The organism is Candidatus Enterococcus willemsii (genome assembly GCF_009933335.1).
GTDB classification, from domain to species: domain Bacteria; phylum Bacillota; class Bacilli; order Lactobacillales; family Enterococcaceae; genus Enterococcus_F; species Enterococcus_F willemsii.
Genome location: NZ_MAEL01000032.1, coordinates 83,240 through 107,761 on the forward strand (window position 1 = coordinate 83,240; position 24,522 = coordinate 107,761).

Annotated in this window: 23 protein-coding genes; 19 read left to right on the forward strand and 4 right to left on the reverse strand. The window is 37.4% G+C overall.

Annotated elements, in window-relative coordinates; all coding sequences use genetic code 11:
* Positions 1–98: 98 nt before the first annotated feature.
* The 7 genes from BAU17_RS05255 (at position 99) to BAU17_RS05285 (ending at position 5,690) form a co-directional block, all read left to right on the forward strand.
* Complete coding sequence (locus BAU17_RS05255) at positions 99–650, forward strand: GNAT family N-acetyltransferase (protein WP_161901772.1); 552 nt, start codon at positions 99–101, stop codon at positions 648–650.
* On the forward strand, positions 647–1,060 hold the full coding sequence (locus BAU17_RS05260) for an iron-sulfur cluster biosynthesis family protein (protein WP_161901773.1): 414 nt from the start codon (positions 647–649) through the stop codon (positions 1,058–1,060). The genes BAU17_RS05255 and BAU17_RS05260 overlap by 4 nt, the downstream gene beginning before the upstream one ends.
* Positions 1,023–1,916 carry a metallophosphoesterase gene (locus BAU17_RS05265; protein WP_161901774.1) on the forward strand — a complete coding sequence of 298 codons (894 nt, stop codon included), beginning with the start codon at positions 1,023–1,025 and terminating at the stop codon, positions 1,914–1,916. The genes BAU17_RS05260 and BAU17_RS05265 overlap by 38 nt, the downstream gene beginning before the upstream one ends.
* Before the next feature lie 74 nt (positions 1,917–1,990).
* On the forward strand, positions 1,991–3,136 hold the full coding sequence (locus tag BAU17_RS05270; RefSeq protein WP_161901775.1) for an MFS transporter: 1,146 nt from the start codon (positions 1,991–1,993) through the stop codon (positions 3,134–3,136).
* Between the two features lie 57 nt (positions 3,137–3,193).
* Entirely contained in the window at positions 3,194–3,682 is a 489-nt protein-coding gene (locus tag BAU17_RS05275) for a PH domain-containing protein (RefSeq protein ID WP_161901776.1), read from the forward strand.
* Positions 3,675–5,060 (forward strand): PH domain-containing protein, encoded by a 1,386-nt coding sequence (locus tag BAU17_RS05280; RefSeq protein ID WP_161901777.1) that lies wholly within the window; start codon positions 3,675–3,677, stop codon positions 5,058–5,060. The genes BAU17_RS05275 and BAU17_RS05280 overlap by 8 nt, the downstream gene beginning before the upstream one ends.
* Positions 5,061–5,084: 24 nt before the next feature.
* Positions 5,085–5,690, forward strand: a complete 606-nt coding sequence (locus BAU17_RS05285) for a DUF1054 domain-containing protein (protein ID WP_161901778.1) — start codon at positions 5,085–5,087, stop codon at positions 5,688–5,690.
* 19 nt (positions 5,691–5,709) lie between these two features.
* Here the strand turns inward: BAU17_RS05285 and BAU17_RS05290 are convergent, their stop codons facing one another.
* The 3 genes from BAU17_RS05290 to acnA all read right to left on the reverse strand — a co-directional run bounded on the left by BAU17_RS05290 (position 5,710) and on the right by acnA (position 10,334).
* Entirely contained in the window at positions 5,710–6,252 is a 543-nt protein-coding gene (locus BAU17_RS05290; RefSeq protein WP_161901779.1) for a biotin transporter BioY, read from the reverse strand.
* Positions 6,253–6,377: 125 nt separating this feature from the next.
* Positions 6,378–7,643, reverse strand: coding sequence for an NADP-dependent isocitrate dehydrogenase (gene icd, locus BAU17_RS05295; protein ID WP_161901780.1), 1,266 nt, complete (start codon positions 7,641–7,643; stop codon positions 6,378–6,380).
* A gap of 15 nt (positions 7,644–7,658) precedes the next feature.
* Positions 7,659–10,334 carry an aconitate hydratase AcnA gene (gene acnA, locus BAU17_RS05300; protein ID WP_161901781.1) on the reverse strand — a complete coding sequence of 892 codons (2,676 nt, stop codon included), beginning with the start codon at positions 10,332–10,334 and terminating at the stop codon, positions 7,659–7,661.
* 157 nt (positions 10,335–10,491) lie between these two features.
* Between acnA and BAU17_RS05305 the strand changes: the two genes are divergently transcribed.
* Positions 10,492–11,880 (forward strand): citrate/2-methylcitrate synthase, encoded by a 1,389-nt coding sequence (locus BAU17_RS05305; RefSeq protein ID WP_202622282.1) that lies wholly within the window; start codon positions 10,492–10,494, stop codon positions 11,878–11,880.
* A 247-nt stretch (positions 11,881–12,127) separates the two neighbouring features.
* Positions 12,128–12,832: a hypothetical protein gene (locus BAU17_RS05310; protein ID WP_161901783.1), complete on the forward strand. Its 705-nt coding sequence runs from the start codon at positions 12,128–12,130 to the stop codon at positions 12,830–12,832.
* 131 nt (positions 12,833–12,963) lie between these two features.
* On the opposite strand, the gene rpsD is transcribed toward BAU17_RS05310, so the two are convergent.
* Positions 12,964–13,575, reverse strand: a complete 612-nt coding sequence (rpsD, locus tag BAU17_RS05315; RefSeq protein WP_161901784.1) for a 30S ribosomal protein S4 — start codon at positions 13,573–13,575, stop codon at positions 12,964–12,966.
* Between the two features lie 385 nt (positions 13,576–13,960).
* Between rpsD and BAU17_RS05320 the strand changes: the two genes are divergently transcribed.
* From BAU17_RS05320 to rpiB, 10 genes are all read left to right on the forward strand, one after another.
* Positions 13,961–14,758, forward strand: coding sequence for a formate/nitrite transporter family protein (locus tag BAU17_RS05320; RefSeq protein ID WP_161901801.1), 798 nt, complete (start codon positions 13,961–13,963; stop codon positions 14,756–14,758).
* Positions 14,759–14,911: 153 nt separating this feature from the next.
* Complete coding sequence (locus BAU17_RS05325) at positions 14,912–16,561, forward strand: peptide ABC transporter substrate-binding protein (protein ID WP_161901785.1); 1,650 nt, start codon at positions 14,912–14,914, stop codon at positions 16,559–16,561.
* A gap of 175 nt (positions 16,562–16,736) precedes the next feature.
* A complete protein-coding gene (locus BAU17_RS05330; protein ID WP_161901786.1) occupies positions 16,737–17,525 on the forward strand; it encodes an HAD family hydrolase in 789 nt (262 codons plus the stop codon).
* Positions 17,526–17,558: 33 nt separating this feature from the next.
* The gene (locus BAU17_RS05335; RefSeq protein ID WP_161901787.1) at positions 17,559–17,981 is read left to right on the forward strand and encodes a methylglyoxal synthase; all 423 of its coding nucleotides are present in this window, start codon (positions 17,559–17,561) and stop codon (positions 17,979–17,981) included.
* A gap of 658 nt (positions 17,982–18,639) precedes the next feature.
* Entirely contained in the window at positions 18,640–20,556 is a 1,917-nt protein-coding gene (locus BAU17_RS05340) for a BglG family transcription antiterminator (protein ID WP_161901788.1), read from the forward strand.
* 2 nt (positions 20,557–20,558) lie between these two features.
* Positions 20,559–21,029: a PTS sugar transporter subunit IIA gene (locus BAU17_RS05345; protein WP_161901789.1), complete on the forward strand. Its 471-nt coding sequence runs from the start codon at positions 20,559–20,561 to the stop codon at positions 21,027–21,029.
* A 13-nt stretch (positions 21,030–21,042) separates the two neighbouring features.
* On the forward strand, positions 21,043–21,357 hold the full coding sequence (locus tag BAU17_RS05350) for a PTS fructose transporter subunit IIB (RefSeq protein WP_161901790.1): 315 nt from the start codon (positions 21,043–21,045) through the stop codon (positions 21,355–21,357).
* Between the two features lie 20 nt (positions 21,358–21,377).
* On the forward strand, positions 21,378–22,427 hold the full coding sequence (locus BAU17_RS05355) for a PTS fructose transporter subunit IIC (protein WP_161901791.1): 1,050 nt from the start codon (positions 21,378–21,380) through the stop codon (positions 22,425–22,427).
* Positions 22,428–22,485: 58 nt separating this feature from the next.
* Complete coding sequence (locus BAU17_RS05360; RefSeq protein ID WP_161901792.1) at positions 22,486–23,763, forward strand: class II D-tagatose-bisphosphate aldolase non-catalytic subunit; 1,278 nt, start codon at positions 22,486–22,488, stop codon at positions 23,761–23,763.
* Between the two features lie 99 nt (positions 23,764–23,862).
* On the forward strand, positions 23,863–24,294 hold the full coding sequence (gene rpiB, locus BAU17_RS05365) for a ribose 5-phosphate isomerase B (RefSeq protein WP_161901793.1): 432 nt from the start codon (positions 23,863–23,865) through the stop codon (positions 24,292–24,294).
* Positions 24,295–24,522: the final 228 nt, after the last annotated feature.

Here is a 24,522-nt window from a genome sequence, read left to right on the forward strand (position 1 = left end):
TATTATAACACACAAGAGGTGAGGAAAAACAGCCTGAATGATGACTTGCTAATTTTTTTGTGAGCTGTATAATAGATTGTTAAAAAGGACGTGGTACAATGGAAACACCATTGGTTTTAGCAGAAAATAATCGAATTGAAACAGAGCGTTTGGTTTTACGTCCTGTCACGCTGGCAGATGCACAAGATATGTATGAATACGCAAGCGATGAAGAGACAACAACTTTTGTTTTCCCGAGGCATCAAAGTTTAGCAGAAACCAGACAAGCAATTGCTGAATTTTTCATGGCTGCGCCGTTAGGAAAATTTGCGATTGAATATAAAGAGAACCACAAAATGATTGGTACGATTGACTTGCGTGTAAATCCAGATAGTACGGCTGAACTTGGTTATACGATTAATAAAGCCTACTGGGGACGGGGTTTAGTACCAGAAGCAGCAAGAGCTTTGTTGGCATTAGGGTTTGAGCAATTAGATTTGGTACGCATTTTTGCTATTCATGAAGTCGAAAATCCCAATTCTGGACGAGTGATGGAAAAGATTGGCATGAGCAAAGAAAGTACCGTTTATGAAGCGAAAAAAATGCGTGATCGTGTCGTCAATATTGTTAGATATAGTGTGTCAAAAAAAGAATGGAGCGAGCAACGATGAAATTGCATTTTACAGAAGAAGCACAAGCAAGAATAAAGACTTTCATGAAAGAAGATGACCGATTATTACTTGATTTTGAAGATGCGCAAGGACCTTTTGTGGATTCGGCAGCTTCATGTCAATTGTATCCAAATTTTCGTTTTTTGATTGTACCAGAAGCGTTATCGGAAGAATTAGCTGTCTATGACGATCAGTTAGCGACGGAATTGGGGACAGTATGGATGAAGAAAACATCGGAGCGCTATTTGGATCAATCGGTCTGTGTCCGTATTGAAAAGGCCTATCAACGACTACAATTAACATCAGATAACGGTATTTTAGTGGCGAATGTACCGATTAAGCGAATTGAATTAGATGAAATGAGAGGATCATATGGGGAAATTAGCAGTAGTCACCGACCTTCATGCTGATATCAATCATTTAACGATTGCTGATTTGCAACGATTTCGTGATTATTTAGAAGCACAGGAAGTCACACATTTTCATCTAGCAGGTGATATTGCGAATAAAGTGAAGACAGCAGTAGAAGTTGTCGAGTTTTTTCAACAAGGCTTGCCGACAACATTTCATTGGGGCAATCATGAAATGGCAGATATTGGCAAAGAGCAGGATTTTGAAGACTACAATCACCAACATTTCTTGAACTTTTCGACTGTGGAGTTATCTTCCTCGCATGTCTTACTCGGAGTCAATGGTTGGTACGATTATCAGTTTTCGGATATAAAAGATGCGAATGAAATTTTGCGATTGAAAAATTTATTTTGGTATGACCGCATGATTCAGCGTGCTGGGACGGATCCTGAAATTAGTCAGCGAGTATCCGAACGCTTAGGAAAGGTATTGACGACCATTCCGGCAGATAAAAAAATTGTGGTCGCCACTCATTTCGTTCCTAAAGAAGAATTTATCGTTCAACATACAGGAAAGTACCAACGATGGAATCATTTAAATGCTTTCTTAGGTGCCAAAATATTTGGCGAAACTTTGGAACAATTTCCAGCAGTAGAGCAAGTGGTTTTTGGGCATACACATCGTCGATTTGGTACCCAAACGATTGACGATATTATTTACCATTGTCGTCCGTTTGGTTATTATTTTGAATGGCAATTAACACGCGCCTTTGTTTTAGATAACCAATTGGCGGAAGTATTTAATCCAACGAAAATACGCGGGATTTTACGACGAAATCAACCAGCTTTTGATAGGTATAAAGAACAACACGTATTGGATGAATTTAAGCGAAGCGTCACGATGATTGATTATTAAAAACGACTTGTTTTTTTTAGCAGGTCGTTTTTTGTTGTGCTATACTAAAACCAACTATTTAAAAGGAGGAGCCTATGAAAAATTATGTGAAAAATATTTTGTTGATTATTGTGGTTGCGTTTAATTTAAGATTGGGTATTTCTAGTGTCCCACCAGTCATGAATGAACTAAAAGAGACGTTACATATCTCAAACTTTCAGGCAAGTTTATTGCCGAGTATCCCTGTTTTTTGTATGGGATTATTTGCTTTTTTTATTGGCCGTTTTCAACAACAATTCGGTCGTAGGAAAAGTATTTTCTTTCTGCTGATTTTGATGGGATTAGCCACCCTAAGCAGAGGATTAATGCCAAGTTATGTTATTTTAGTTTTCTCTGCTTTTCTGATTGGTTTGAGTGTTGCAATTATTGGTCCGATGCTTTCGGGTTTTATTAAAGAAGAGTTTCCAAATCAAGCAGGATTATTAATTGGCATCTATTCATTGGCTATGGGCTTAGGTTCAGTCTTTGCCTCAAGTTCTAGTTCGAAATTAGCGGGAGTGTTTGATAGTTGGTTACCTGCTTTAGCGATTTGGGGAGTAATTGCGTTAGTGGCAGCCATTTTATGGCTACTGTTTTCCCCGCAAGAAAAAGCAGTAACGGTTCAATCAAGTCATTTGCCATTAAAAGAACGGCAAGCTTGGAAAATGGTCATCTTTTTTGCGATTCAATCGGGAATGTTTTATAGTCTGCTGACTTGGATTACCGAATTTTATCGTCATGATCCAGAATTAGCTAGTCGAAGTGTTGTTTTATTAACTACTTTTACGGTGATACAAACGACTTGTAGTTTCTTGATTCCGACATTTATGGATCGCATTGGTCAGCCGATTTATTGGATTTATGCTTGTAGTGGGGCAATGCTACTGGGAACGATTTGTTTTAGTATGTCGCATTTGGTACCAGCTGTTTTAGCGATGTGTTTATTTGCTTTTGGGACGGGCGGTTTTTTCCCGATTGCGATGTTATTGCCTTTGGTACACACCAAGACCCCGAAAGAAGCTAGTTTGTGGACGGGAATGACGCAAGCTTTTGGTTATATGATTGGTGGGCAAATCCCCGTATTAATTGGGTCATTAATTGATGCAAGTGGTGATTTTCAAATTTTAATTTATATGGTTGTATTATTTAGTGGGGTATTAGCCTTTTTAGGTTGGCAAATGTTAAAACCAGGTGATGCGTAGTCGACTGGTTTTATCGATATATAATTACCGCATGTGAAAAAGAAAGGTGAGAAAAGCATGGCGTATCCTTTGCTGGTCAATCAAATGCCAGAAAGAATCAAAAAAGTTTGGCAACGTACATTAGTTGTCACTAGTTGCATCAGCTTCGTAGTCCTCATTGGGATTAGTATCGCTGCCTATTATTTTGGGTGGTGGAATCAGTATTGGACAATTGTCATGAGTAGCTTGTTTGGCGTGGTCCTTGTTGCAACAATTAGTAGTTGGTGGCTTTTGCCGTATCGCTATTTGTATTATCGTTATGAGTTAACCAATGACGAGATGTTGTTTCAAAAAGGTTATTTCTTTCGTTCAACAACCATCGTGCCAATTGTTCGTATCCAACACATTGAAACAGAACAAGGTCCCTTTCTTCGAAAAGAAAATTTAATGGAAATCGTTGTACATACGGCGGCAACGACCCATCGAATTGCTGGTTTAGATATCGAAGAAGCCCAACAGTTGCGAGCAGAAATTATGCGTCAAGTGAGGTTGAGAGAGTATGAATGAGAGGTGTCGTCAACACAGCTTAGCTTTTTTAGTAGATGTCGTCACTAAAATTCGCTCCGTTTTTTTCTTGGTAATTCTTGTGCTAATTCGTTGGCATGATGTGTATGCATGGCTGACTTTGCTAGGTTTGAGTGTTATCTTGTTGATTTGGTCAGGACTCGGTTATTTTTTCCACACCTATCAGTTGCTACCAGATATGTTAGTGGTCTCGTCTGGTATTATAAATAAACATGAAACAAGTATTCCGTATGGACAAATCCAAACGATTAAGCAACAACAGTGGTTTTTCTACAAGCCATTTCATGTGGTACGTCTGGCTATTGAAACAGCCAGTGGTCATACAGAACAAGCAGAAGCTATATTGATTGTGCCAGAGAACGTGTTGCGAGAACTGAATCTTCGCAGAAAAACAGATACAAAAACGCAGCCATTGCAACGATTATACGAAGTATCCTCACGACAAATTCTATTATTTAGTCTGACGAATTTAAGTGTTTTTGCAGGTGTGGTAGCTTTTGCGGCGATGGTTGAGCAGTTTTTACCAGAGTCTTGGTATGATCAAATATGGAATTTAGGCAATGAATTGGTCCGAGCAGGTTGGCTCGTAGTGACGGGAGTGCTTGTCAGTCTGGTTGTAGTCTCCATTCTTCTTGCGCTTATCAAAAATTATCTTTTGTATTATGCTTTTCAAGTAAAACGGCAAGAGAATCAGTTAATCATTGAAAGTGGTTTGTTACAGCGGAAAATTCAAACCATTCCTTTAGCTAAAATTCAAGGCATTACGATTCAGCAAGCTTGGTTACGTAAAATTTTTGGACTGGTTTCAGTCGAAGTGCTTTTAATGGGTGGCTACGAAGAAGAAACGACGACTAAACTATTTTTATTGCCGATTGTTTATGAGAAAGATGTCTATCATATTTTGGACTTTCTATTGCCAGAGTGGCAATTGAATGCGCCGGTGCTACAGTATCCTTCTCGTCATTATTGGTGGTATTTTATTCGTATTCCTTTGGTGCTGACAGTTCTAGGGATGGTTGGAAGTTATTTTCTTTTTCCTTGGGGAAGTGTTATTGTAGGAGGAGTGGGTCTTATATTGATGAGTATTTTTTGGCATGCTAGTTATTTTCAAGGATACGATTTACAGACTTCTACCCGTATTTGTGTCCAAAACTATTTTTTATTGACGCGCGTACAGACGTTTATTGAGCGCAGTAAAATCCAATCTTTCTCAGAAAAAACGACGAAATGGTTGTATCCCAAAAAGATAGGACATGTGGTGTTTTCTTTTAAAGCGGGGATTGCTCAGTCATCGGTTCAATTGAACTTTATGCATCAAAATGGCATCCAACAATTGAAAAATTTTTATCAGAATAAATGAATCTATACAGAAAGAGTGAACGAAATGTTTAACGAAACAAGTTTTGAAGTATTTCAAGTTGAAGGACTGGACGAACGAATGGCAGCTATTCGCAAGGATATTCAGCCTGTTTTTCAATCCTTAAATGAATATTTTAAAGCTAAATTAGAACCAGAAGTCGAAGATGAGCTATTTATTCATATTGCACAACATATTCGTCGGACGGTCCATCCTCCTGAAAATACTTGGTCAGCATTGAGTCGCCAAAAACGTGGTTATAAAATGGAAGCTCATTTTCAATTAGGAATCTTTCCTGAGTATGTATTTATGTGGCTGTCAATTATTGATCAACCAAAAGGCAAAGAGCAAATGGCGGATGCCTTACTGGCACATCCAGAGTGGTGGACTAATTTGCCGAAGGATTTTGTTTTCAACAAAGATCATACTAAAAGTGATTATGAACCATTGACACACGAAGCATTCGAGAAAGCTTTGCAGCGTTTGAAAAAGGTGAAAAAAAGCGAACTTCAAATCGGCCGCATTATTCCAAAAGACAGTGAGTGGGATTTGGAGCGTATGAGACAATATATGTTAGAAACTTATCAAGCTTTAGTTCCGATTTATATCGGTTTAAAAGAGGTTGGCGAATAAAATCGCCAACCTTTTTTTGTTATTTGGAGCTTAAAAATTTTTCAGGCAATCGTCGCAATAACAGGACACCAATCGTGCCAGCGGCAATAGCTTTAATGATTTCTGGTAGTAAGAAATGTAAAAAGCCTCCTAGCATAGCAGCTGTCCAAGTTAAATCGTTGGCGATTTTTAACCAAATACTACCAAATAATAAAGTCACGATAAAACTAATTAAATTCGCTAAAATCACCCAAAAAAAGGTTAGTGGCACTTTTTTTAATAATGTTCCAAGTAACAGCCCTGTAAATAAAAATCCCACCAAATAACCACCAGTCGGACCTAAGACAGCACCAATTCCGCTGCCCGCGCCTGCATAAACAGGTAAACCAATTAAACCTAATAATAAATAAATGATAATTGCCCAAGTTCCTGTTTTGCGACCGAGTAAGGTAACGGTTAGACCGACAATAAATGTTTGTAGGCTTAATGGAACAGGACCTAATGGAATAATGATTTGTGAAAAGACCGCAATCACACCGGCAAAAATGGCGGCTGTTAGTTGTTCTCGTAAGGATAATTTCATTTTTTCAACTCGCTTTCTGTCAACTTGTTATTAATGTTTGGTTAACGTTGTGAGTATAACATATCGTTAACCTGTAGTAAATAACAAGGTAACAAAAAGACAGCCACGAATGACTGTCTTCTTATTTATTCTTTAATAATCGATACGAGTAACGAACCAAATTCTTGGGTTGTTAATTGAGTAGCATCTGGCAAGGCATGCGCAAAGTCCGCTGTGACTTGCTTGGTACGAATGGCTTGCTCAATAGCTGAAGTGATTAAATCTGCCGCTTCTTGCCAACCAAGAAATTCTAACAACATACCACCAGAAAGTAAGAGTGAGCATGGATTAGCTTTGCCTTCACCCGCAATATCGGGTGCTGTCCCATGTGTCGCTTCAAAGATAGCATACCCTGTTTCATAATTAATATTGCCACCAGGAGCAATTCCGATACCGCCAACTTGTGCAGCTAATGCATCAGAAATGTAATCACCATTTAAGTTACACGTTGCCACGACATCGTATTTTTCAGGATACAACAAAATTTGTTGTAAGAAGTTATCTGCAATCACATCTTTGACAATGATTTTACCTGCCGCTTCCGCCGTCGCAAGAGCTTCATCTGCTGCTTTGGCACCTTCTGCTTGTTTAATTGCTTGGTATTGATTCATTGTAAAGCATTGTTCTTTATACGTAGTTTCTGCTAACTCATAGCCCCAGTTTTTGAAGCCACCTTCTGTGAACTTCATGATATTTCCTTTATGAACAAGAGTTACCGTTGGGCGTTTTTGTGCAATCGCAAAGTCAATAGCAGCGCCAATTAGTCGTTTACTCCCTTCTTCAGAAACGGGCTTAATACCAATTGCTGAAGATTCTGGGAAGCGAATATTTTTGACTGCAAATTGTTCTTGTAGGATTTGAATAAGTTGTTTGGTTTCAGGTTGATCTTTGGCAAATTCAATCCCAGCGTAGACATCTTCCGTGTTTTCACGGAAAATCACCATATCGGTTTTTTCAGGTTCTTTCACTGGAGAAGGGACACCTTCAAAGTAACGTACTGGGCGAACACAAGCGAATAAATCTAATGTTTGACGCAAAGTGACATTCAATGAACGGATGCCACCACCGACAGGCGTTGTCAAAGGTCCTTTTAAAGCAACTTTGGCTTGTTCAATGGCAGCTAAGGTATGATCAGGGAGCCAACTACCGGTTTCTTCGAATGCTTTTTCGCCAGCTAAAATTTCTTGCCAGAAAATTTTGCGGCTATCACCATACGCTTTCGTAACGGCAGCGTCAAGGACGGGTTGAGAAGCCGCCCAAATTTCTGGCCCCACGCCATCCCCAGCAATAAAGGGGATGGTTGGTGTGTCAGGAATGGTTCGTTGCCCATTGTTTACAGTAATGTAAGTCATAAAATTTCTCCTTTGTTACGCCATTTTTTTACGGATAACCATTGGTAAAATACCTTGGTTTTTCCAATAACGGATATCAGCTGGTGCATCAAAGCGTAGGCGTGTCATGAAGCGTACTTCAGAACCATCCGCTTTTTTCGCAACAACATCAATTAGTTGTTGAACTTGTGGTTCTTCTGGTAAGAAGACATTAAAGGTTTCTTCGCCAGTCAAGCCCAGTGATTCAGCAGTATCGCCCTCTAAATATTCTAAAGGTACTACACCCATCATCACAAGGTTACTACGATGAATTCGCTCAAAGCTTTCAGCTAGTACGACTTTGACACCCAATAATTGGGTTCCTTTGGCTGCCCAGTCACGGGAAGAACCCATGCCATAATCTTTACCAGCTAGGACGATGCCACCAATATTATTTTCTTGGTATTTCATCGCAGCATCATAAATCGACATTTCTTCGCCAGTTGGCAAATATTTTGTCACGCTACCAGTACTTCCTGGAACCAATTCATTTTGTAAACGAATGTTACCAAATGTTCCACGCATCATCACTTCATGATTGCCTCGTCGAGAACCAAAAGAGTTAAAATCACGATAAGCGACTTCTTTTTCTTTCAAGTATTTTCCAGCAGGGGAATCTAAGCCGATGCTTCCAGCAGGCGAAATATGGTCAGTTGTAACAGAATCTGCTAATTTTGCTAACACATGTAAATCTTCCAAAGTTCCTTGTTTTGGTAATTCTTTGGTTAATCCTGCAAAGAATGGTGGGTTCGCGATGTAAGTCGATTCATCATCCCATTCATAACAATCACTGGTTGTTGTTTCAATTTCATTCCAACGTTCATTGGCATCAAATAAATGTGAATAAGCTTCTTTGAAGGCATCTGGTGATACGTATTGTTGAATGCAAGCATTGACTTCTTCCGCACTTGGCCAAAGCTCATCTAACATCACTGGTTGACCGTCTTTGTCAAAGCCAACTGGCTCTTTGGTCAAGTCTTTACGGACTGTTCCAGCTAAGGCGTATGCTACAACCAATGGCGGTGAAGCCAAGTAGTTGGCTTTAATCAGTGGATGAATTCGACCTTCAAAGTTTCGATTCCCTGATAAAACAGAAGATACAACCAATTGTTCGTCTTGAATAGCATCAGCAATAGCCTCGTCTAAAGGACCAGAATTTCCGATACAGGTTGTACAACCGTAGCCGACTAAATAGAACCCTAATTTTTCCAAGTAAGGAAGTAAACCACTTTTTTCTAAATAAGATGTAACGATTTTTGAACCAGGAGCTAAAGAAGTTTTGACATAATCAGGAACTTTCAAGCCTTTTTCCACAGCATTTTTAGCTAATAAACCAGCAGAAAGCATAACGAACGGATTGCTAGTATTCGTACAGCTTGTGATGGCTGCTAGTAAAACATCCCCTGTATGCAATGTTTTATCTTCTTTGTCCCAATCAATAGTGGCGGTTTTATCCAATTCATCTGGAGATAAACCAAAACCTTTTGGTCCAACTGGCGCAGGAATCGATGTATTGAAATCTTCTGCTACCTGAGACAAGGCAATTCGATCTTGTGGACGTTTTGGTCCAGCAAGTGATGGCATAATGTCGCCTAAGTCCATTGTGACAACTTTGGTATAGGTTGGAACGACTTCTTTATCATAAAACAAGTGATTTTCTTTGGCGTAAGTTTCAACAAGGGTTATTAACTCGTCGGAACGTCCAGTAGTTGCCATATAATTTAATGTTTCTTCATCAATTGGACAGAATCCACATGTTGCTCCGTATTCTGGCGCCATATTGGCTAAAGTTGCTCGATCAGCCAAGCTTAATTCAGAATAACTTGGTCCGAAAAATTCCACGAATTTACCGACCACTTTTTCATTACGCAATCGTTCAGTCACGGCTAACGCTAAGTCAGTAGCCGTTGTACCAGCAGGGAAGGAGCCCACAAATTCCACACCGATTACTTCTGGTGTTGGGAAGAAAGAGGCTTCACCTAAAATTGCCGCTTCGGCTTCAATGCCGCCAACGCCCCAACCTAATACGCCTAAACCATTAATCATCGTTGTATGTGAATCTGTTCCTTGCAACGTATCAGGATAAAGTAAGAGCCGATCATCAACTTCTTTTGTAATTACTACATCTGACAACGATTCAATATTTACTTGGTGAATGATTCCTGTTTCAGGTGGAACAACTTCGAAATCATCGAATGATTGTTGTGCCCATTTCAAAAATTGATAACGTTCTTGATTACGTTCAAATTCTCGTTCAGTATTAATAGCGATAGCTTCTGGACGGCCAGAGGCATCAACTTGCACGGAATGGTCAACAACCAAGGTAACAGGAATTTCAGGATTAATATCGGAGGCTTTGCCACCAAGGGAAACAATCGCATCTCGCATAGCTGCTAAATCAACCACTGCAGGGACACCGGTAAAATCTTGTAGCACAACACGCGCAGGTTTAAATGGAATAACGCCTTTTGGTTCAGCAGGATTCCAGTTAACAAGGGTCTCAATATTTTCTTCTGTGACATCTTCGCCTAAATGACGAGCAACACTTTCTAATAAAACACGAATCGAGTAAGGTAAGGCAGTTAAGTCTCCGTTAAAGGAGTTCGCTACCTCTTGAATATCACAAAAATCATATTCTTTTTTATTCAAGGTTAGTTGTTTCTTCCAATTCATCAAAATGCCTCCAATTCTAATTTAAGGTCTTAGGTATAATTATACGTTTTATATTTAAGAAAATCAAATAAGTAAATTAAAAAACTTTCATTTTTACGTTATCGTGTTATAATGATTTCTATGATTTGTTTTAAAACAAAAGAGATAATTAGAGAAAATGAGACAGATAGGAGGAGAAAATGTGACGGAAAAGAAAAATACCTTTCCAAGTTTAGAAGAACTTGCATCAAGATGTTATGAAAATGATAAAATTGATATGCAACTTTATACAGATTATGATGTGAAGCGCGGTTTACGAGACCAAAACGGAAAAGGGGTTGTTGTTGGGCTAACCAATATCTCAACTATTTACCCTGAAAAGATTGTCGATGGTAAGAAAGTACCGGGATGTGGCGAGTTACGTTATCGTGGGATAGACATCGAAGAACTTGTGAATGGCTTTGTGTCTGAAGGACGTTTTGGGTTTGAAGAGGTTGCATATTTATTACTTTTTGGAAATTTGCCTTCAGAGAAACATTTGGTTGATTTTCAAGAGATTATTGCCAGCAGACGAACACTTCCAAGCGATTTTGTACGTGATGTTATTATGACTGCCCCGGCTGCAAGTATTATGAATAGTTTATCACGCAGTATTCTGACATTGGCAAGTTATGATGAGTACGCAGATGATGTGAGTATTGAAAATGTGTTAAATCAGAGTTTGGATTTAATAGCTGTTTTTCCTTTACTTGCGGTATATGCGTATCATGCGCATAATCATTACGGGAATGGCGGTAGCATGTACATCCACCAACCGAAAGAAGGGTTGAGTACAGCGGAAGCGATTTTGATGATGTTGCGTCCTGATCAAAAATACACACACCAAGAGGCACAAACGTTGGATATGGCGCTTGTTTTGCATATGGAACATGGCGGTGGGAACAACTCGACATTTACCACACGTGTTGTGACTTCCAGTGGCTCGGATACGTATTCGACAATCGCAGCAGCATTAGGTTCATTAAAAGGGCCGAAACATGGTGGCGCGAATATTAAAGTAACGCAGATGATGGAAGATTTGAAAGCAACTGTGAAAGACTACTCTGATGAAGAAGCGGTTCGAGAATACTTAGTGAATATTCTAGATAAAAATGCCTTCGATAAAAAAGGGTTAATTTACGGAATGGGGCATGCTATTTATAGTGACAATGATCCAAGAGCCGCTATTTTTAAACGTTACGTATCCAAACTTGCGGAAGAAAAAGGCGAAGAAGCGCAAGCGGAATTTGATTTGTACCGCTTGGTGGAAAGAGTGGCACCTGAAGTCATTATGGAAAAACGGAAAATGTACAAAGGCGTTAGTGCCAATATCGATTTTTTCAGTGGTTTTGTTTACAACATGTTAGGTTTACCGCAAGAGTTATATACGCCGATATTTGCTATCGCTCGTATCGTTGGTTGGTCTGCGCATCGAATCGAAGAATTAATTAATTCACAACGAATTATGCGTCCGGCATATAAAGAAGTCTCGGAGGACCGTCATTATGAAGCGTTAGACGAACGCTAAAAAATATCTGTGCATCTTAAGAGATGCGCAGATATTTTTTTGTTTGGAAAGGTGTCATAAGAGAAGATTTTATTCATGTTATACTTAAGTAGAAGGGGTGAAAGCAATGAAAAATTTTTCGATTTTATTTTTTAGTGTCTTTTTGCTATCCGCATGCTCTGGAAACACAGTTGAAACCAATGGAATATGAAGTGAATCGAACAGTAGTGAGACAACGCAATTTTCTGAAAAAACTACTTCACAATCGATGACTGAATCAAGTGAAGAGGGTGAAGTATTTCCTTATGCAGTCACTCTAGATGATTTTATTCAGGAAATCACACTATCTAATGGAGATAAAAAAGTAATCTATCACCTAGATTTTTCGACAAAACAAGAAAATTTGCCAACAACTATTGTCTTAAATATCAAAGACAATAACGATTTGGGTCAAGCTATTTACCTAACATCGAGTGAAGGAGAATCGGCTTTTTATCCGATTTCTATCAAAACTATCCCAACTAAAAAGCTGACGATTGTGGGGGATGATGGAAGTGAGCGGGCAGTTGCTGTCAATACGAGGGTAAAAATTGAAGCGACTCATGATAACGCTGATTCAATGGCATTAATCGGAAAGGAAGGGTATCTTTTTTACAATGACCAAGGGACAATCTCGTTCGCACTTGCGTTTGATAAACATCATCTGATTGAATATGTCCAAATTGAGCAACGAAAAAATGATACAGAGCAAACGAAGGACAACACGGAAGAAGATTCATATTATCAATCCATCCTTCTTGCTTGGGAAAAACAGCAAGAATATATTGATTCAATTGATGACCCAAAAGTAAAACAATCTGTACAAACGCCACACGCTGCCGCTGTGATGGAAGCGACGCGGTTAGAAATAATCTATCCTGAAGATGTTGAAGTGATAAAAGAAAGTTTACAAAAAGTTCTTGCAGGAGAGTGAGGTCGTTGGTGTGTATCGGTAAAAACACATTCTTTCTCAGAGTATTTGGTTAGAAAGGATGTGTTTTTTAGCGAACATAAAAAAACAACCAAAACTCTGTAAACAAAGTTTTGGTTGTAAGAATAAAATTCTTATAGTTTTTGGTTGTAGTATTCAACGACTAATGCTTCGTCAACTTCAAGAGGTAATTCGTCACGTTCTGGTAAACGAGTCAATGAACCTTCTAGTTTTTCAGCATCGAAGCTTACGAATGCTGAGCGACCTACAGTTGCTTCAACAGCTTCTTTAATTGTTGGGATACCTTTAGATTTTTCGCGAACGCCGATCACTTGACCAACTTCAACGCGGAATGAAGGGATATCAACACGTTTGCCATCAACAGTGATGTGACCGTGGTTAACTAATTGACGTGCTTGACGACGAGTAGTTGCTAAACCTAGGCGGTAAACAACGTTGTCTAAACGACGTTCTAGTAAAATCATGAAGTTAACACCGTGTTTTCCTTCTTTAATTTTGCTTGCTTGTACGAATAAAGTACGGAATTGACGTTCGTTCATGCCGTACATATGACGTAGTTTTTGTTTTTCGTTTAATTGCAAACCGTATTCAGAACGAGAGCCACGGCTATTTGGTCCGTGTTGTCCTGGTGCGTATGGGCGACGAGCTAATTCTTTCCCTGTGCCAGATAAAGAGATACCTAAGCGACGAGAGACTTTCCATGATGGTCCTGTATAACGAGACATTATAAAATTCCTCCAATAAAATAAGTTTTTTTTGGAGTAAAATAATCCGATGAAAAATTCATGATACGTGTAGTTCATTCTTCAATCTTCGCCTTCGCAGCCGCGGTTACGCAATTGAACCCGAATGGGCAATGAACTGGGGACGTATGATTATTCTTCTGCTGCATTATTTTACACAAAGAATAGTATAACCTACAAAATAGAGCTACGTCAATGGTTATATTCTTATTAATTAATAAATAATGTTAATGAAAACACAAAGAAAACGAAAAGAGTTTTTCTGTAAAATGTTATTTTTTTCACAAAATCCTTTACAAATGATTAATTTCTCTTTAAAATAAGAGAGTAAAATTTGATAATGAAAGAAGCGAAGGTGAAAAAAGTGATGAATCCAATCTCTCCATTGTTTGAAAAAATTGATTCTTCCATCGCAAAAAAAGTTGATCTAATCGAAAAAAGTTATGTTCGCTATGCGGTGCGAGCAATGTTAGCTTGCTTATTTTTAACATTAGGATCAGCAGTAGCATTTGCAATTGCAATGAAAGGTGAAGACATTGCACATGGTCTAGGAAAAATGTTGTATGCCTTCATGTTCAGTTGGTCACTGGTAATGATTTTGTACATGAATGCAGAATTAGGAACCTCAAATATGTTATACATGACAGTAGGTGTTTATCGTAAACATCTTTCAGTAGCGACTGCCTGCAAAATTTTATTTACTTGTATTTTATTTAATTTGATTGGTGGCTTTGTATTTGGGTATTTGATTTCATTGACGGGGCCTTTTCAAAATTTGGCACCAGATAATTATTTATTTGAAGCTATTACTGGAAAATTAGGAAAATCAACGATACAAATTATTGTGGAAGGTGCATTTGCTAATATTGTTGTTAATACAGCAGTACTTGCAAGTATGCGAATGAAAGACGACGCAGGAAAAGTCATGTCGATTATTTTCATTATTTTCATTTTTGCTTTTTTAGGATATGAACACGTGATTGCCAACTTCCCAGCATTTAGTTTGGCATATTTTGCTTCACACGGTACCTTAACGGCTATGACAGCTGGAAGTGTCATTCACAATTTCTTCTTTGCTTTAATCGGGAATTATATTGGTGGCGGATTGGTCATGGGGATGGGGTATGCTTGGTTGAATAATTCAAAATCAAACTATGTCGATTAATCGGTGAAAAAAGTTGCTTGTCTCTTATGATGAGCAACTTTTTTTATAATAGTTTTTATTGTCAGAAAAATTAGAATTGTATGAAAAATATCTTGCAATTCGATGGATAGTTCGTTAATATATCTCTCATAGAATGTTTAGGGGGATTGTGGAATGAAGAAACAATGGTTATTAGGTGGTTTATTGGTAAGTACATTTGCACTAGCAGCTTGTGGTGGAAATGCAGAAAAAACAGAAAGTACAGGTTCTGAAAGTGCTGCAGAACAAGTCATTAAAATTGCAGTAGATCAGGAAATGCCAAGTGCGGATTTGTCGCTAGCGACAGATAGAATTAGTTTTTCCGCATTGAATAATGTTTATGAAGGGCTATATCGTGTAAATGGGGAAAATAAAGTAGAGCCAGCTGGAGCAGCAGAATTAGCTGAAGTTAGTGAAGATGGCTTAGTGTACAAATTAAAATTAAGAGAAGATGCGAAGTGGTCAAATGGTGATCCAGTCACAGCAGCAGATTATGTGTATGGTTGGCAACGAACAGTAACGCCTGAAACGGCTTCTGAATATGCCTATCTTTTTGAACCAGTTGTAAATGCAGCGGAAATTAGCGCAGGAAAAGCAGAACCATCAACTTTAGGTATTAAAGCTGTTGGCGATTATGAGTTAGAAATTACATTGAATGTCGCAACGCCATATTTTGATTTCTTACTAGCGTTTCCTTCATTTTTCCCACAACATGAAGCAACAGTCACTGAAAAAGGCGATCAATATGCCCAAACGAGTGATGATTCTGTTTATAATGGTCCGTTTGTATTAGAGAATTTTGATGGACCTGGAATTGATACAGAGTGGACGTATCAAAAAAATGAGACCTATTGGGATGCTGAGAACGTACAGTTAGATGCGGTAGAGGTTATCGTAGCAAAAGAATCAGCGACAGGTTTAAATATGTTTCAAGATGGTCAAGTTAACGATGTGACATTAACTGGTGAATTAGCTCAACAAAATGCTAATGAATCTGCCTATGTGATTGATAAAGAATCACGTACGACGTACTTTGAAATGAATCAACGTGAAAGTGATTCACCGTTTAACAATGTGAATTTACGTAAAGCTTTATCGTATGCAATTGATCGTGAAACAATGGTTCAACAAGTATTAGGAGATGGTTCGGTTGCATCAACTAGTTTGATTCCATCTGGGATGTCATTTGATCCAACTAATGAAAAAGATTTTGTGGAAGAATCAGCAGCTGATTTAACGTATGATGCAGAAAAAGCCAAAGAATATTGGGAAAAAGCCAAAGCAGAGTTAGGAATTGATAAATTAGAATTTGAATTTGTGGCAGATGATACAGATTCTACACGTGCTGTGGCGCAATACTTACAAGGTGCTTGGCAAGATACCTTAGATGGTCTCTCTGCAAAATTAGCGATTGTGCCATTTTCTGTCCGTTTGGATCGTGGTGCAAATGGTGAATTTGATGTCATTTTAGGTGGTTGGGGAGCAGATTATGCTGACCCAAGTAGCTTCACAGATTTATTTGTAACTGGCAATCCGTATAATCGTGGTCAATGGTCAAACTCTGAGTATGATAAATTGATTAAAGAGGCAGCGACAACGAATGCAACTGACCCAACAGCACGTTGGCAAACACTGTTAGATGCTGAAAAAATTGTGATGGATGACTTTGGTGTGATTCCAGTTTACCAAAGAGCTTCTGGTCATTTACGTTCAGAAAATGTCAAAAATATTGTTGTACATGGTTCAGGCGCAACGTATGATTATAAGTGGGCGTTTGTTGAATAGTATATTTTGATTTAGGAAACCCATTCGGAATCGTATGTAGATTTCGAATGGGTTTCTTTATAAATTATACCTGTATTGAAAGAGAGCAAGTAAAAATTTGATCGGAGTTGAAATATCAAGATATCTCCTCTATGATAAAAGAGAAAAGTGAGAAAAAAGAAAGAGAGTAAATTTTATGGAAAATACGCGTAAATTATTTGCATTTGACATCGACGGTACATTATTAGATTCAAATAAACAAGCTTTACCGAGCACAAAGAAAGCGCTCGCTAAATTAAGAGAAGCAGGACATATCGTGATGATTGCTACTGGACGTAGTCGTTACCTGGCAAATACAGTTATTCAAGAGTTAGGATTTGATCATTATGTATTATGTAATGGATCAGCAGCATTCTTAAATCATCAGCAGATATATCAAAAGCTATTACCTAATGAGGAATTGGTGTCATTTTTAGAAGAAGCGCACCAACTCCAAATTGATACATCTTTTATCGGTTTAGATGCATCCAAACGTTCCACAACATTTAATCCCGAGCGTATGGAAGAAGCCATGCAATCATTTGGTTCAACGACACCGGATTTAGATCCAGATTTTTTGGACAAAGAAGATGTTTATCAAGCGCTGGCCTTTTATGATGAGAGTTATGAAGGGGCTTTTGATGAAAAATACCCTGCACTATCTTTTGTTCGTTGGCATGAAAAATGTGTAGATGTGATTCCGAAAGGTGGTTCAAAAGCAGCTACTATTTTAGAAGTGGCTAATCACTTAGGTATGAATCAAACAGACGTGATTTCTTTTGGAGACGGCATGAATGACAGGGAAATGCTTGAAGCTTCAGGTACGGGAATTGCTATGGGAAATGCACCAGAAGAAGTGCGCCGTTATGCAAATTGGGTCACAGAAGACAATAACAATGATGGCATTTGGCATGCATTGGTACGTATGGGTTTTTTAGAAGAATAAGTTAAAGTAAATCAATTAAAGGAGGCAACAACGATGAAAATTGCGTTAATTGCTCATGATAGAAAAAAAGACTTAATGATTAAATTAGTGAGTGCTTATCGTCACGTATTGGAAAAGCATGAACTGTTTGCGACTGGTACAACTGGCGGTAGAATTATCGATGAAACAGGTTTACCTGTTCATCGTTTCAAATCCGGGCCACTAGGCGGCGATCAACAGATTGGTGCGATGATTTCAGAAGATGCGTTAGACATGGTCATTTTTTTACGAGATCCATTAGCTGCGCAACCGCATGAACCAGATGTGACAGCGCTTATTCGTTTGTCAGATGTATACGAAATCCCACTAGCAACAAATATTGGGACGGCTGAAATGCTGATTCGCGGCTTGGATGCTGGTTATGCTGACTTTCGAGAAGTCGTTCATGAACTAGATAACAAGCCATTGTCGTTATAGTGAAAAGGAACGCTTTGTTTCAAAAAACAATGTAATAGTAGTAAAGAGCATAATATCAAAGCAATTACAGGTTATCTATCAATTATTTTAGATGCAGAAGATGATATGTAAATATCTGGCATTTTATGATTGATGAAGCTTTTCAAGGAAGAGGATTGGGAAAAGTAGCATTAGGTGTTGAATTGGAAAATACAGTTGCTATTTATTTTGTATGAAGTGATCTGTTTTGTTGATAATAACAAACGTGATGAAAACGGTGAAATGATTATGACTTGTAGGTTGTAGTCTGTCAAAATAGCAGTTAAGTTTAGTTTAGAGAGTACAGGCGATGAATTTTGCTATTCATTCCTCACTCTCTTTTTTATTTAGCTTTGAATAATCCAAACAAGGCTAGAATGAAGGAGCTTTTTGTTTTATAGGAGAAGTGATTAGGTTCATGCGATACTAGTCAGCGAATAGGGAAATTGACTAGCAACCAGTATCCGCTAAGGGTACTGGCTTTTATTCTATAATCTCGTTGCAACAAGTGAACATTTTGTTTAAAAACTTGTTGCAACGAAATGTAATATTCAGTGTTAAGTTATCAGCCTATAATGAACATGTATTAATGATAACGCTAACAAAAAGAAAGTTTTTTAAGTTAGGATGTGCGTATCATATGTTAACCAAACGACAAAAGGAATTACTTGAACTATTAGAATTGCAAGAAGGTTTTTTAACGGTTCAATTCATTGCGAATAAATTAGGTGTATCGAAGCGAACAATTCATTCTGAGTTGAATCAGCTAGAAGATTATATTCAAAGTTTAGGTAAGTACTTTGAAAAAAAGAGAGGAGTTGGGATTGTATTAAGGGGATTGAAAGAATATGAAGATCCTAAAGCAACGGATGAAGTGACTAATTTGTCTGACACAATTGCCAGACGGATAGATATTATGAAGATACTGCTTTTTGAAGGAAGGAATGTTAGTTTTAATCACTTATCAGAAATGTATCTGGTGAGCAAAACTTCTATTATCAAAGATTTTGAATATATTATGCGTATTTTGCAAGCTGGTTCGACGATTGAATTAGTTAGTGATATTCACGGCACAAGGATTGCAGGTAGTGAATTAGCTATACAAAAAGCCTGTCTACAATTTAATCGATATATTATCAGTAATTCTGATGTCTATTATGAAGATACTGTTCCGCTGAAAATGAATGTTCTTGCTCCTTATTATGGGGAAAAAATCATCTCTGTATGTACAAATATTTTATATAACTACGTCAGAGATAACAGCAATGCGATTTCTGATTATTACGTCCAAAATGTATTGAGTATTTTTATTATCTTAGTTTATCGTAATTTGAACGGATACCATATTCAGGAGAATGAAGAAACTGAATATGCTGAATATACGCTATTTTTTGAAGAAAGTGCTGTTCGTCTATTGCACAAAGCTGCATTGCGTTTGAATTTTTCTTACACAAACGAAGACGTGAAATTCTTCTCTCAACATTTAGTATCGAATCGCTTTGAATCTTTGCCGGAAGAAAATATTGATGATGACCTTATTCGTAAGCTGCTAGCCCGAGTATCAGAAGCATTGTCTATTGATTTTTCAAATGATAAGAAGCTGGAGGAACAATTAATCAATCATATCCCACCGATGATTTATCGCTTGCGTTCACATAACAAAACCGATAACCCTTTTACAGAGCAAATCAAAACAGAATTTTCTTTAACCTTTCATGTTATCTGGGTAATTTTGAGTGAATACGAGAAGCTTTTGGGAATTTCATTTAACGAAGATGAAATTGCGTTTTTAACAATTTATTTTCAATCAGCAATTGAACGGGCAAAAATTAATCGTAAAATTTTGGTCATTTGTCAGATGGGGATTGCAACATCGGAGCTATTAATGAATCGAATTAAAAATATTTTACCATCTCTGGATACCATTGAAGTCGCATCAGTTGCGGAATTAGAACATATTGATGTTCATCAATTTGATTTAGTGATTTCAACAATCAAAATCGAAATTCCCAGAAAGAATGTGTTATTTGTTTCACCTTTTTTAACAGATAATGATATCGAAAAAATTAAAAATTCTGGCTACCAGCCAAGTAGTATTAATAAAGTAAATCCGTTATTTTCGCATCATTTAAAGAGATATATTCAACCCTCATTTATTTATATGGATACAGATTTTTCATCTAAAGAAGAAGTATTCAATACTATTGGAACAGAATTAGTAAACAAGCAATTTGTCACATCAAATTTTGTAGAAAATCTTTTTCAACGAGAAGAATTAGGTGGCACCGATCTTCCTTCAGGGACAGCTGTTCCTCATGGAAATCCAATGCATGTGAACCAAACTGTAGTGGTAATTATAAAAAATAAGAAGAAATTCAAATGGGAAAAGTACTATGTCGATATTATTTTCCTCATTTGTATTGCGAAAAAAGACACGTCACAGACAAGACACATTTTAGCTGATATTTATAACATAGTTGATGATTTAAACAAGCTTAAAGAAATAAGAGGAAAATTTTCTAAAAGGGATTTATTGAAAAGTTTAGGGAGTGAGTAAATGTGGGAAAAATAGAAAGTAATAAGAATGTTATTTCAGAAGACTTAATTTTTTTAGATAAAGAAGTCAACAGTCAAGATGAAATTATTCAACTTATTGTCGATAATGCGCAGGAAAAAGGATATGTCAGCCAGAAAGAAATTCTTTTTAAAGCAGTCAAAAATAGAGAACGAGAAGTTCCTACTGCTATAGGTTTTTCTATTGCTATTCCGCATGGAAAAACAGATGCGGTAAGACACCCCTTCATCGCTTTTGTCCGGACAAAGTACGAAGTTAGATGGACAGAAAAAAGTGAAGAAATGGTTCGCTTAGTTTTTCTAATTGGTGTTCCAGAAAATAGTGAAAATAATTTACATTTAAAATTCATTTCACGTTTAAGTAAACGTCTTTTAGATGAGGAATTTAGAGGTAGGCTATTGAGTCAAAAAAATAAAATAGGTGTCTTTGAACAATTAAGTTCAATTGAAATTTAAGGAGGAATTACAAATGAAAGTAGTAGCAATCACAGCATGCCCAACAGGAATCGCCCATACCTATATGGCACAAGAAGCCATTGAAAAAGAATGTAAAAAACGTGGTTACGATGTAAAAGTTGAAACACAAGGAAGTATGGGGATTGAAAATGAATTAGAACAAGAAGAAATTGATGCAGCCGATGTAGTTATTCTAGCAGTAGCAATTGGTATTGAAGGTGAAGACCGTTTTGAAGAAAAGGAAGATGCAGGAAAAGTTATTAATGTAGAACCTGGTGACGTGATTAAACATCCTGTTGAAGTGATTGATCGAGCTGAAAAACTATAATCTTTTAAGGGGGAAAGGCAATGAAAAAAGAAAATAAGTTCTGGAAGGATTTACAAAAAGCATTTAATACCGGTGTTTCTTTTATGTTACCGGCAGTTGTAGTTGGTGGTATTTTCTTGGCTATCTCGTTAGCAACTGGTGAAGCCACAGATGCTGGGATGGAAGTAACAAATCCATTTATGAAAAACTTATTAGATATGGGGTCGGCTGGTTTTGCAATGATGATTCCATTGCTGTCAGGTTATATAGGTAACTCTTTAGCAGGGAAACCAGCTTTAGTACCTGCTATGATTTTAGGATATATTGCGAATAATCCAATAGGAGAGCAGCAAGTTCAAACTGGATTCTTAGGTGCCATGATTTTAGGGGTAGCGACTGGTTATTTTGTTCGTTGGATTAAAACATGGAAAGTACCTGCAACAATTCGCACAATTATGCCAATTTTAATTGTTCCAGTGATTACAACCTTTGTTTTAGGGTTGATTTACATTTATATCATTGCAGTCCCAATCGGTGCAGCAATGGATTGGTTAGTGAATGTTTTAGCTGAAATGCAAGGTGGTAGTGCGATTGTTCTAGGATTGATTATTGGTGCTATGACAGCAGTAGATATGGGCGGTCCTATCAATAAAACGGCTACAGCATTTACAATTGCCTTAATGGCTGAAGGTGTTTATGAGCCAAATGGCGCACATCGGGTAGCTGTAGCAATCCCTCCTTTAGCGTTAGCCATCTCCACATTTATTGATCGCAAAAAATATACGACAGAAGATAGAGATTTAGGTATATCCGCATTCTTTATGGGATTAATTGGCATTACAGAAGGCGCAATTCCGTTTGCTGTTAAAGATATGAAACGTGTCCTGCCAGCACTTGTAGTAGGTAGTGCTGTTGGTGGTGCACTAAGTATGGCCAATGGTGTTGAAGCTTTGGTACCACACGGAGGTTTGATTATTTTACCAGTCGTTAACGGTAAATTATGGTTTGTACTTGCAATGTTAATTGGTACATTGGTATCTGTAGCTATTTTACATTTTACCAAACCAAATATAGAACAAATAGAAGCGTAATAAACATTACCTTATACTTTCAATATTTATAACATAAGAAAATGGAGATGAATGAAGAATGGAAAAATTACCAATCAAAACAATTGTCGAAGGTTTATTAGAGTTACAAAAGACCGGTGAAAGTGCAACACTACTTGGTATTGGTCCGATGTCAAAGAATTGCGTGCAAGCAACACTAGAATTGTCTCATGAGGATGATTATCCAGTAATGTTTATTGCGAGTCGGAATCAAGTAGATGCTGATGAATTAGGCGGCGGTTACGTCAATGGTTGGAACCAATTCACTTTTGCTAAAGCTGTTGAAGAAGTTGCAGAAGAAATTGGCTATGACAATTTGTATTATCTATGTCGTGATCATGGTGGTCCTTGGCAACGTGACAAAGAACGTAACGATCATTTACCAACTGAGTTAGCAATGGAGCTTGGAAAGCAATCATATGTTGCAGATATTGAAGCAGGTTTTGATTTATTGATGATTGATCCTACGAAAGATCCATTTGAAATTGGAAAAGTCATTCCATTAGATACGGTTTTAGAAAGAACAGTTGATTTGATTGAATTCTGTGAAAAAGAACGTAAAACACGTAATTTACCTGAAATTGGTTATGAAGTAGGAACCGAAGAAACCAATGGTGGATTAACATCAACAGCAACTTACGAAATGTTTATTTTAAGATTAAAAGATGAATTGGAAAAACGCGGTTTACCAATGCCAACATTTATCGTTGGACAAACAGGCACATTGACTCGTAAAACGGAACAAGTGGGAACATTCAATTTTAAGAATGCGTATGATTTAGCACAAATGGCAAAACAATACGGTGTAGGGCTAAAGGAACACAATGGCGATTATTTAGATGATGTCACTTTGTTAGAACATATTCCGTCTGAAATTACAGCAACCAATGTCGCGCCTCAATATGGTACAGAAGAAACACGTGCTTATCTAAATCTTGCAGCAGTAGAGGCACGTCTAGCAGAAAATGGTCTAATTCAAGACGCGTCTAACACTCGTGAAACGCTATTGGTTCATGCAATTAAGAGTGAACGTTGGAGAAAATGGATGGTTGGTGAGCAAAAAGAATTGACTGTTGACCAAATCTTAACCTCTGGTGATGATCAATTACAAGCAGATATCTTAGATATTGCAGGTCATTATACATTCAATGATGATGAAGTGAAATCAGAAATTGAAAAAATGTATGTTAATTTAAAAGAATACAATATTGATGGACAACGCTATGTAGTGGATCATATCAAACGTCCAATTCGTGATTATGCAGAATGCTATAATCTTAAAGGCGTCACAACTCGAATTAAGAATATTTCGAAATAGTTGATTTAAATTTGTAGTAAGAAGCACTCTTAGTAATAGAAGTATGCAAGTGATTCGTTTGCTAATTTTTTACGATAGTTCAAATTGAGGAGAGAAACAATGAAAATTGCGATTGCTTCAGACCATAATGGTTTTGAGCTGAAAGAGGTTATCAAAGCCCACCTCTCTGAAAGAGAGGTAGCTTATGAAGACTTCGGCACGAAGGCTGCTATGGTTAGTGTGGATTATCCAAAGTATACACAAAAAGTTGTGGAAGCTATTTTAAGAGAGTCAGTTAACGGTGGCATTTTGATTTGTGACACAGGGATTGGCATGAGCATTACCGCAAATAAAAGCAAAGGAATTCGAGCAGCAGTTGTTGGAGATGTGTATTCTGCAAAAGTGACAAAAGAACATAATAATGCCAATATTATTTGTCTAGGTCAACGTGTAATCGGTGATAGTCTAGCTCAAATGATTGTGGATGCTTGGTTGGATGCAGAATTCCAAGGAGAACCTCATCAAAATCGAATTGCTATGATTGAAAAATAGGATGAAGAGTGTATTCAATTAGTTTGAGTAAATTTTATTTACTATGATAGAACAATTTGCGTTGTAATACGTAAATATAAAGGGGGATAAGTACAAAAGTCTTCAAGCAGCAGTTGGTGTTATATTGAATAGTTAATCTGACAATAGAAAAAAAGTATCGTATGATATAGAAAGAAATTTTACGATAAAGCAAAAAAGAGTTTGGAACCTCAAACTCTTTTTTTTCTA